The following is a 9,126-nucleotide window of genomic DNA, read 5'->3' as shown; positions in this document are numbered from 1 at the left end:
GATCTCTTCCCCTCTCTTCCCGCCCCCGCTCCGCGCCCCGCGGGCGAGGCCGCGCCGCGCTTTTCCGCCTGAGCCCGGCGCGGAGGGAGGGAAGCAAAACGGTAGCGCTGAACCGTAGTCCGCACCGCCGCGCCCGGCGGCGCTGCCGCCCGAGGATGGCCGCACCGCAATGCCAACCCGTTCCACTACCCTGCCCCTCCGTTATCCCGCACCAGCAGGGCCAGCGGCAGCGGGCCGAAGACCTCGGCCAGCGGCAATGCGGCCGGCCCCTGCGACCGGGGTGGAACGCGGCGGCCGGCGATGGCGTCGCGCCAGCCCATGCCTTCGCGGCGCCAGGGCATGGAGACCAGGGTGCCGGCCCAGGTGGCGGGATCGCAGATGCGGGCTTCGTCGCCGCCGGTGAGGCCGAACAGCAGCCGGGTGGCGATCACCACCACCGTCTCGCGGCCAAGCACGCGGGCGTAGGCGACGACGTGGCGGGCGGCGGGGCCGCGCACGTCCAGCGGCACATAGCGGCCGCAGCGCAGGGTGCGTTCGCAGCACTCGCGCACCGCCAGCGCGCGCCACAGCAGGTAGTGCTTGAGGCGGCCGTCGGCGAGTTGCGCCAACATCGCGGTGAGGCCCGCCGGGTCGGCGCCGTCGGGGAAGTCGCGCTGCAACGCGCGCAGGCGCTCGCGGGCGGCGTCGAAGTCCACCGGGCGGCGGTTGTCCGGGTCCACCAGGCTGAAGTTCCAGCCTTCGCAGCCCTGGTAGATGTCCGGCACGCCGGGAGCGGTGAGCTTGAGCAGCAGCATGCTGAGGCTGTTGTAGGCGCCATAGCGCGCCAGCACCGCCTGGAACGGAAGGAAGTCGGCGAGGAAGCCGCTGTCGTCGGCCAGGCTGCGGCGCACGAAGGTGGCCAGCGCCGCCTCGTAGGCCGGCTCCGGGTTCATCCAGCTGGTGTGGCGCTTGGCCTCGCGCACCGCCTTCAGCATGTAGGCCTGGACGCGCTCCACCAGGGCCGCCTTCTCTTCCGCGCCGGGCGGCTGCCAGGGCCAGATGCCGAGCAAGGTCTGGTAGAACAGGTACTCGTCGTTGGCCGAGGGCGCCGCCTGGTCGCCGACGCGTGTCTTGCGCCGCTCGTTGAGCCGCCGCCAGCGCCGCAGCGCCAGCCGCCAGGCGCCCGGCAGCTCGGACAGCACGTCGAGGCGGGCACGCACGTCTTCCGAGCGCTTGCTGTCGTGGGTGGAGGACGCCAGCAGGCCGAAGGGGTGGCTGCAGGCGATGCGCTCATTGGCGATGTGGAAGTCTTCCACGCCGATGCCGAAGGTGCGCGGATCGCCGCCGACGTCGTTCAGCGACACCAGCCGGTTGTAGCGGTAGAAGGCGGTGTCTTCCATCGCCTTGGCCATCACCGGCGCGGTGAATTGCTGGAAGCGGCGGACGAAGCGCAGCTTGAGCCGGCGCAGCGCCGCGTCCTGCTCGGTGGGAGCGGACAGCAGCACGTCGCGGACGAAGCGCAGCACGCTGGCGTCGCCCGCCAGGCCGCGGGCGGCGGCCTCTTCTACCGCGCGCTCGATGTGGCGGCGGTCGGCGGCGGAAACACCGCGCTCGCTGATGTAGCTGCGATACACCGGGAAGGCGGCGATGACCTCGCCCAGCGCGCCGCGCAGCCGGCTGCGGGTGAAGTCACGGGTGCGGCGGTCGCGCTGGGCGATGGCGTGCAGCAGGTAGGTGAGCGTGCCCAGCTCGCCGGGCAGCGAGTGGGTCATGATGATGTGCTTGGCTTCCAGCAGCACCTCGCTGAAGTTGCGCGCCTCGCCGGTGAAAGCGCGATAGATGCGGCTGAAGCGCGACTCCTGCACCGGGTCCACGAAGAGGTTGTTGCACAGGTTGGCGAAGCGGTAGCCGGTATCGCCGTGGATGCGCCAGTCGGCCGGCAGCACTTCGAACTCGGCGAGAATCTTCTCCACCACCAGGTAGAGGGTGCGGTGTTCGTCGGCGACCGAGGGGCGCGTGCTCTGCTCCGCCCTGCCGCCAGCCACCGGAGCGGAGAGCGACGGGGCCAGGTCGGTGCCCGGCGTGCTCACCGGCTCGGCGCCCTGCACCAGGCCATCGGCGCCGACGGCGCCGCGCAGGAAGGCGGAGCCCCCGGCTGGTGGCTCCGCCCGCGCGGCAGCCCCACCTTCCTGCGTTGCGCTGCCCGGCGCCGGGCCGTCCAGCGTTTCCTCCGCCGACAGCGACACCGCATTCCACGGCGTGATGCGCGCCTCGCGGGCGGCCTCGGCATAGCGTGCCTGCAGGCGGTCGAAGTAGGCGGCCGGGTCGGCGAGGCCATCCGGATGGTCGATGCGCAGGCCGGAGACGCGGCCCTCCGCCACCCAGCGCAGGATGCGGGCGTGGGTGGCCTCGAACACTGCCTCGTGTTCCATGCGCAGCGCGGCGAGGTCGTTCACATCGAAGAAGCGGCGGTAGTTGATGTCGTCCGCCGCCACCCGCCAGGAAGCCAGGCGGTAGGCCTGGGCGGCGATGAGCGCGTCCAGCGCGTCGAAGCTCTCCGCCTCGCCGACGCTGCCCTGGAAGGCCGCCAGCGCCGCCGCCACGCGCTCGCGCACGGCCGGCAGGCGTTCGTACAGCCCGGCGAGCAGCTTCTTGAACACCTCCTTGTTGCGCCGGCGCTCGGCCAGCGCCTCCGGCTCCGTCGCGTCCCGCGGCGGCAGGTGGCGCAGGGCGGCGAGCAGGGTTTCCAGCTCCACCTCCTCCGCCTGCCGGCCGGCATCGCCCGGCGCCCGGGCGCCGGCCGACGCGCCGGCTTCCAGGATGGCGGGATAGTCGCGCGGGTCGATGGGGAAGCGGTGCTGGTAGTACTGCACGTAGAACTCGCCGCGCTCGGCGGCGAAGGCCAGCGCCAGCTCGCCATTCTCAAGCACCAGGCCGTACTGGTCGCCCAGCACCGGCAGCAGCACCTTGCCGTGCAGCTCGGCGAAGGGCGGTTCCCAGTCGATGTCGAAGTGATCGGCATGGGCGGAGGCCGGGCCGTTCTCCAGCACGTCCAGCCACCATGCGTTGTCGGCGCCGAGCACGCCGACGTGGTTGGGCACCACGTCGATGACCTGCCCCAGGCCCAGTTCCTCCAGGCGCTCGCAGTAGCGGTCGAAGTCCGCCTCGCTGCCGATCTCCGGGTTCACCGTGTCGTGGTCCACGATGTCGTAGCCGTGGCTGCTGCCGGGCCGCGCCTTGAGGAAGGGCGAGGCATAGACGTGGCTGACGCCGAGGTCGGCCAGGTAAGGCAGCACCGCCTCGGCGGCGGCGAAGCCGAAATCCTTGTGCATCTGCAGCCGGTATGTGGCGCGCGGCACGTCGGCGTGTTCCGGGTGGAAGTCGGCCGGACCGCCGCTGACCGGCAACGGCGCGCTGCGGCGCTCCTCCTTCATCGCGGTGGCCACCGCATGCCAGCGCAGGTCGGCCGCCAGCTCGCCTAGGCTGGCGGACAAGCGCCGGCGCCAGTTGGGCTGGGTGCTCTCGCTGGTGCCGGGGAGGTTCACCGCCTCCAGCTGGCCGAGCACGTCCTCCAGCTGCACCGCCGCCATCAGCGCCGGGCTGCGGGCGATGTAGCGGTACACCGCCGGGGTCAGCGCCGGCGGCGGGTCGCCGCCCTCCTCCGCGCTGCGGCGCCCGGCGCTGGCGTCCAGCAGGCCTTCGGCGCCCAGGGCGTCGAGCAGGGCATGGCGGTCGGCGCGGCGGCGGGCGACGTGGCGGTCGCGCAGCTCGGCGTCGGGGTAGATGCCGAGCTGGTCGCGCAGCAGCAGGTCGTAGCCGCGCCAGTAGCCGCGCAAGGTGGGCAGGTCGTGGGTGCCGACCACCGCCAGGGCTGCCGCCGGCCATTCGGCGGGCCGGCGGAAACCCTGGCCGCCTTCGCCGTATTCGAAATAGAACGGCCGGTAGGACAGCAGGCCGTGGCGGGCCATGGCGGCGCGTATGGCCGGCGGCACGATGCCCAGGTCCTCGCCGATGACGATGCAGCGATGGCGCCGGCTCTCCAGGCACAGCAGGCGCATCAGCGGCTCCAGCGGGTAGCCGACATAGCCGCCCACCTGCGGCTGGCCGGCGTCGCCGCGGGCGGCTGGCAGCCAGAACAGGCGCAACAGGCTCATCACATGGTCGATGCGCAGCGCGCCGGCGTGGCGCATGTTGGCGCGCAGCACAGCGCGGAAGCTGGCGTAGCCCTCGGCGGCCAGCCGGCGCGGGATTGGCGGCGGGAAGCCCCAGTCCTGCCCGGACGGGTTGAGTTCGTCCGGCGGTGCGCCGGCGTGGGCGCCGAAGGCATGCAGCGACTGCCGCGCCCAAGTTTCGGAGCCGCCCTCGTTCACGCCCACGGCGAGGTCGCGGTAGAGGCCGATGCGCATGCCGCGCGCCCGCGCCCGCGAGGCCACCGCATGCAACTGGGCTTCGGCCTGCCACTGCAGGTATTCGAAGAATTCGATGCGCAACTCGTTGTCCTGGGCGAAGGCCTCCACCGCGGCGCCATCCGGGTCGCGGTACGCTGCCGGCCAGGTGGTCCAGCCCCACACCGTGGCGTCGCGCGCATGGAAGTGGGCCTGCAGGGCGTCGAACAGCGCGTGCAGGCGCAGGCTGCGGCCGCCCTCGCGCTGGAAGTCGCGGAACAGGCCGGCGCGCTGGGTGCCGCGCTCCAGGTGGGTGGCGCGGAAATGGCGGTAGAGCATCTCCAGCACTTCGAACTTGGCCGCCGCCACGCCGCGGTAGTCGATCTCGCCGCGGCTGCGCAGCGCGTCCAGGCGGGTGCGGAAAGCGTCCGAGCCGGCCAGTTCGGCGGCGGCCGCGCATTCGGCGAAGTCGCGCATGCCCTCGATGTCGATGTAGAGCACGTTCAGCCATTCGCGGCTTGAGGGGCTGTAGGGGCTGGCGCGCTCCGGGTCGTGGGGGAAGAGCGCATGCAGCGGATTGACGCCGACGAAGTGGGCACCGGCGTCCGCCGCCAGGTCCACCAGCCGGCGCAGGTCGCCGAAGTCGCCCACCCCCCAGTCGCGGGACGAGCGCAGCGCATACACCTGCACCGCCGGCCCCCACAGCCGGCCGCCGGCCGCCGGCTCGGCGGCGGGCAGGCAGGTGGCGGGGCAGATTGCCAGCCCGGCTTCGGCCAGTGGCTGGGAAGACGAGGCAGAGTCGTACAGGAACAGGCGGTGATAGCCCTGGGGCAGGTCCACCGGCAGGGTGATTTCGGCCTGGTAGAGGCGGGCCGGTGCTTCCCCTTGCCCTTCCCCTTCCACCGCGGTGACGGCGTCGCCGGCCTCCCGCGCGGCGGCGCTCTCCCGTTCCAGGCCCACGCTTTCGACCGCGCGCACCGCCGCCGCGCCGCGCCGCTCGGCGCCGTCCTCCAGGCGGATGCGCCACCACAGCCTGCCGCCCAGCAGGCCGGCGGGCAGGCGCGGATGCAGCTGCAAGGGCGGTGGCGCCGCCTCCCGCACCAGCATGGCCGGCAGTACCTGGCTGGCGTCCTCGGCCTGCAGGCGGGCGAGTTCGGCGGCGGCGCGGGCATCCAGCGCTTCGCCCTCGGCCGGCGCGCCCAGCGGGTGGCCGAGGGCGTCGAGCAGCGCCAGCCGGCTGGCGAGGGGTACTTCGGTTCGCCTGCCCCAGGCATCCTCGAAGGCGAGGTCCAGGCCGAGAAAACCGCACAAGGCATCCACGGCTTCACCCTTCATGGGCATCTCTCCTGATGCGGCGGATGGAAGGTCGCTGCCGCGCGGCGGCGGGCGCGCGGCCCTGCAGCATGGGGAAAAGCACCGCGGCCGGCGTCATGGCGCCCTGCCCTCGTCCACCGGCAGCACATAGGCGCGCACCGCCCAGGGCCCGAGCCGGTCCGGCTCGGCGGCGTCGGCGCCGACCGCGGCGAAGGGCTGCCCCCCAGGGCTGGGCAGCAGCGGCGAGGGCTTGTCGGAAAGGTTGGCGCGCAGCACCAGCGCGAAGCCATCCACCGTGGTCCAGCGCAGGTCGAAGGCTTCGTCGCCGGCGAACTGCACACCGCAGCGGCCGGGCACCAGCCAGGGCATCCGCGGCACCACCATAGTCCGGCGCAGCTCCAGCAGGTTGCGGTAGAAGGCCAGCCAGGCCTGGGCCTCCGGCTGTTCGCGGGCAAGCCAGTCCAGCTTGCTGGCGCGGAAGGTTTCGTCGGCGCTGGGGTCGGGGATGCGCGCCACCTCGGCGCCGCTGAAGCGGCTGAAGCCGGCGAACTCGCGCCGCCGGCCTTCGCGCACCGCGGTGCCGAGGTCGCCCTGGTAGTCGCAGAAGTAGAGGAAAGGCGTGGTGGCGCCGGCTTCCTCGCCCATGAACAGCAAGGGTGGCGAGGGCGCCAGCAGCTGCAGGGCGACCAGGGCGCGCAGCCGCTCAGGCGTGGTGAGGGTGCTCAGCCGCTCGCCGAAGGCCCGGTTGCCGATCTGGTCGTGGTTCTGCAGGAAGTTCACGAAGGCGCTGGCCGGCAGGCTGGCGCTGGCTTCGCCGCGCACCGCGCGGTGGAAGGGCGAATGCTCGCCCTGGTAGGCGAAGCCCTCCGCCAGGCAGCGCGCCAGGTGCCGCACCGGGCGGTCGGCGTAGTCGGCGTAGTAGCCGTCGCGCTCGCCGGTGAGGATGACGTGGGCGGCGTGGTGGAAATCGTCGTTCCACTGGGCGTCGTAGCGCCCCGGCGTGGCCGGCGGGCCAAGCAGGCTGGCGCGGTTGTCCACGTTCTCCAGCACCAGGTGCACATGGCGGTTGCCGATGCGCGAGCGCACCCGGATGGAGAGTTCTTCCAGGATGTGCGGCTTGCTGCTGTCGTGGATGGTCTGCACCGCGTCCAGCCGCAGGCCGTCGAAGCGGTACTCCTCCAGCCAGTAGAGGGCGTTGTGGATGAAGAAGGCGCGCACCGCCGGGCTGGCCGCGCCTTCGTAGGCGATGGCGCCGCCCCAGGGCGTTTCATGCTCGGCGGTGAAGAACTGCGGCGCATACACATGCAGGTAGTTGCCGTCCGGCCCGAAGTGGTTGTAGACCACGTCGAGGAAAACCATCAGGCCGCGCCGGTGGGCGGCCTGGATGAAGTGCTTCAGCTCGTCCGGCGTGCCGTAGTCCGCCTTGGGGGCGTAGGGCAGCACGCCGTCGTAACCCCAGCCGCGGCGGCCGGAACAGTCTGCCAGCGGCATCAGCTCGATGGCGGTGATGCCCAGCGCCGCCAGCTCGTCCAGCTTGTGCTCGGCGGCGGCATAGCTGCCTTCCGGGGTGAAGGAGCCGACATGCAGCTCGTAGAGCACCGTGTCTTCCCACGGCCGGCCCTGCCACTCCTCGTCCCAGGGGAAGGTCGCCGGATCGATGATGACGCTGGGGCCGTGCACGCCCTCCGGGTTGAAGCGGGAAGCCGGGTCCGGCACCTCCAGCTGACCATCCAGGCGGAAGCAGTAGCGGTCGCCGGGGCGGGCCTCGGCCACCTTGCAGCTGTGCCAGCCGTCTGACTTGGCGCAGGCATGCACGCTGCGCTCGCCATGGGCCGGCAGCAGGCACACCTCCACCCGCTTCTCGGCCGGCGCCCAGAGGCGGAAGCGGTAGCCGGCCTCCGGGCTGGCGTCGTCCACCGGGCGCGGCCCGAAGGGCATGCGATGCACGTAGCCCAGGCCCCGGCTGCCGGCCCCTCCCTCGCCGTTGCCGGCGAAATGGCCGTGGCGGAGTGGCCGCCCGGCGATGTGTCGGGTCCCTGTCCTCATGGCTTCAGCTGCCCTTTGCCGACGACGACGATGCCGTTGTCGCTGACGTGGAAGCGGGCGCGGTCGGCCTCGGGGTCGTAGCCGATGCGCATGCCCGGCGGAATGAAGTTGTTCTGGTCGATGATGGCGCGCCGCACTTTGGCGCCGGCGCCGATCACGCTGCGGTCCATGACGATGGAGTCGGCCACCTCGGCGCCCACGTCCACCACCACGTCGCGCCGCAGCAGGGAGCGCTCCACCGTGGCGCGGCGGATGAGCACGCCCGCGCCCAGCGAGGCGCCGCGGATGTGGCCGTCGTGCACCTGCGCCGCCTCGGTCTGGTCGGGCGCGGCGTAGATGGGCCAGCGCGAGTTGGCCATGCAGAAGCGCGGCTCCTCGCCCAGGGTGTCGAAGTGGGCGTCGTAGTAGGCGTCTATGGTGCCGACATCGCGCCAGTAGCCCTGCTCCTCGCTGTCGCGCACGCCGGGCACCGTATTGGTGGAGAAGTCGTAGGCCATCACCCGGTGGGTCTCGCTCATCGCCGGCAGCAGGTTCTTGCCGAAGTCGTGCCCGCCCTTGGAGTGGGCGCGGGTGAGCGCATCCACCAGCACGTCGGTGTTGAAGATGTAGTTGCCCATGGAGGCCAGCGCATGGGCGCTGCGGCCGGGCATGGGCTCGGCCTTCTCCGGCTTCTCGCGGAAGTCGCGGATGCGGCCGGCGCTGTCGGTGCGGATGATGCCGAAGGAGCGCGACTGTTCCAGCGGCACCGGAATGGCGGCCACGGTGGCGTCGGCCTTGTTCTCCAGGTGGTAGCGCGCCATCTGGCGGATGTCCATGCGATAAACATGGTCGGCGCCGAATACCACCACCAGGTCGGGCTTCACCAGGTCGATCAGATGCAGGTTCTGGTAGACCGAGTCCGCCGTGCCCTGGAACCACTCCGGCCCGTGCTGCATCTGCGGCGGCACCACGGTGATGAAGTGGTGCGGTATCACCGGGCTCATCGCCCAGGACTTGCGGATGTGCTCGATCAGCGACTGCGACTTGTACTGCACCAGCAGGTAGATGGAGAAGATCTCCGAGTTGATGAGGTTGGAGAGGACGAAGTCGACGATGCGGTGGCGGCCATTGAACGGCACCGAGGGTTTGGAGCGCTCGGCGGTAAGCGGATGCAGGCGGCTGCCTTCTCCCCCTGCCATGACAAACGCGAGTACTGACTTGCCGGCAATCATGATGCACCTCCTAGGGGCGCCCGCAGCGACGGGGTGACGCAAGCGGGGCGGGATTGGGGAAAACACGGTGTTGGGGCAGGAAACACGGGGATCCTGCCCGCGGATGGGGTGCGGGCGCGCAAGGGCGGGAACGCAGGCGGCCATTCGGGCGCGCAGGCTGTCGTTCCGGCGCGCGGATCTGCTCCCTTCCC

3 protein-coding genes are annotated in these 9,126 nt (G+C 71.9%); all 3 read right to left on the bottom strand.

Going from position 1 to position 9,126, the window contains the following annotated elements; all coding sequences use genetic code 11:
• Positions 1 to 185: 185 nt before the first annotated feature.
• The 3 genes from treY to GRF61_RS22110 all read right to left on the bottom strand — a co-directional run bounded on the left by treY (position 186) and on the right by GRF61_RS22110 (position 8,935).
• Positions 186 to 5,699 carry a malto-oligosyltrehalose synthase gene (treY, locus tag GRF61_RS24940; RefSeq protein ID WP_248281399.1) on the bottom strand — a complete coding sequence of 1,838 codons (5,514 nt, stop codon included), beginning with the start codon at positions 5,697 to 5,699 and terminating at the stop codon, positions 186 to 188.
• Positions 5,700 to 5,792: 93 nt separating this feature from the next.
• On the bottom strand, positions 5,793 to 7,724 hold the full coding sequence (treZ, locus tag GRF61_RS22115; RefSeq protein WP_248281398.1) for a malto-oligosyltrehalose trehalohydrolase: 1,932 nt from the start codon (positions 7,722 to 7,724) through the stop codon (positions 5,793 to 5,795).
• Positions 7,721 to 8,935: a glucose-1-phosphate adenylyltransferase gene (locus GRF61_RS22110; RefSeq protein ID WP_169152785.1), complete on the bottom strand. Its 1,215-nt coding sequence runs from the start codon at positions 8,933 to 8,935 to the stop codon at positions 7,721 to 7,723. Before GRF61_RS22110 ends, treZ begins: the two co-directional genes overlap by 4 nt.
• Between the last annotated feature and the right edge of the window lie 191 nt (positions 8,936 to 9,126).

Origin of the sequence: Azoarcus sp. TTM-91 (assembly GCF_012911025.1) — a bacterium.
Classification (GTDB): domain Bacteria; phylum Pseudomonadota; class Gammaproteobacteria; order Burkholderiales; family Rhodocyclaceae; genus Azoarcus.
The sequence above is the reverse complement of the archived record's forward strand: the minus strand, read 5'-3'. Positions and strand labels throughout refer to the sequence as shown.